This is a genomic window from Pseudoalteromonas sp. TAB23 (genome assembly GCF_000498075.1).
GTDB classification, from domain to species: Bacteria; Pseudomonadota; Gammaproteobacteria; order Enterobacterales; family Alteromonadaceae; genus Pseudoalteromonas; species Pseudoalteromonas arctica.
In genome coordinates, this window is record NZ_AUTP01000178.1 from 1 (window position 1) to 1,795 (window position 1,795).

At 40.5% G+C, this 1,795-nt stretch carries 2 pseudogenes; both read right to left on the bottom strand.

Annotated elements, in window-relative coordinates:
• Positions 1-422, bottom strand: a pseudogene (locus L654_RS0108500) (hypothetical protein); the annotation flags it as partial.
• Positions 423-557: 135 nt separating this feature from the next.
• Positions 558-1,795 (bottom strand): annotated as a pseudogene (locus L654_RS0108505) (exonuclease domain-containing protein); the annotation flags it as partial.

Genomic DNA, 1,795 nt, shown 5'->3' on the forward strand with positions numbered 1-1,795 from the left:
CCCGCCGATGAGGTTAACTGCGCTGTTGCATCAAGCGCTGTGTTGACTGTGTTATTACTTGTGGCATTTAAAGACGATGCCGATGCGTTCAATGCGTTATTTAAAGATGAGCTGCCAGATGCAACTAATGAATTTGCAGGCTCTGTGGTTTCGCTGCTTTCTTGCGCTGGAGTTTGCGTGTTATTTGCCGTTGAATCTGTTTCTTGCGAGTCATCAGCCGTTACTTGTGTATCGCTAGATGCGTTTGTATCATTGCTACCACTGGCTGTTAAACCGTTTTGTGAAAGCGCAATAGATGTAGATGTTTGTTGCTGCGCCGACGTAGACTGAGATAGTTCAATATCAGCGGCGTGCACTGCACCTGTAAAAGTACACACACCGCTTAACATCATTACGCTTACAATTTTATTTAATTTAGTCATTGTTTTGTCCTCTAGTTTGTCGGATTGACATAAAGAAGACGATTTACAAAAACACTTTATTCCAAAATAAATTAAAAAATTACAATAAAACCACTTATTAACTAAATTTCAAATACTTAAAGGTAAGCTAATACCCTACGGCGTTAGCGTTTCACTATTTTGTATCAGTAATAACAGCTCGGCAGTGGCAGNAATGCGCGGTGATGGCTGGTCAAATTTAAATTAAAATGCGTACTAAGGTTACCAAGTGAATACGACTTTAACCCTTTAAACGCTTTGCGCGACTCAACCACGGTGCACATTTTTGGCATTTTAAAAAAGTGCCCTGCCATCTCGCATTCTTTTTTAATAAAGCCGTAGTCAAAATTAACGTTATGGGCTACAAAAATACTGCCTGCGAGTTTATCTAATAGCGGCTTGGCTATATCGGCAAATACAGGCGCGTTGCGTACCATGCTATCGCTTATGCCAGTTAGTGACGTTATAAATCCAGGTATATGGCGCTCGGGATTAACTAAGCTTGTCCAAGTATCAATTACTTTACCGTGCTGCACTTTTACAAGGCCTATTTCGGTAATACGGTTACCGCCTTTTAAGCCGCCTGTGGTTTCTATATCGACCACACTGTAAATACGGTTAGGATCTACAAACCATTTAACCGCAGCAATGTGTACTGTAAAGCCCACATTTTTTAAATTATCTATCGTGGTTAGTTGGTTGCGCCTAAGTTTGTCGCCTGGGGCTTTTACCTCTTCAAAATGTACTTGTCCATTATTAATGACCATTAAGTCGGGGTAGCCGTCTTTTAGCTGTAAATAATGTTTGCTCATAGCCGTTAAATGAGTAATTAATGCCTCAAGTGGGCTGTTTAAAATAAGCGCTTCTAGTGGCTCTAATAAATTGCTGCGCCATCTAAACAAACCGTTAGGTTGGTCAAAGTATTGCGCTGCATTTTTGCATACTAGATTAAGTAATGCTTGCGACGTTTGGCACTGTGCTAAGCGCTCATTTATCTGTGTTTGCTGCGCTTCATAAAAATTACCAAGCCTTAATACTTGTGGGTAAATATCAAACTCATTGCATGGCGGATAAGGCGACTCCACAAATAACTCATGCCAAAATACTAAACCAAACAAACTTTGCCAAAGCGTGTTTTCGGTATTAAATACAGCCATACCTTGGCGAGTATAATAATCGTTTACGCCCTGCTCTACTTCACCTCGGTACAGTTCATCTATTTCTAGCACGCACTGAGTATCGGCAAGCATGGCACTTAAACGCGAACGTGTTTTTTTATTAAACTTACGCATTAAAAAATCGTCAGCAAAATACAGTAAATCGTCGGTGAGCGGGTTTTCAATAATGGCTTCTAA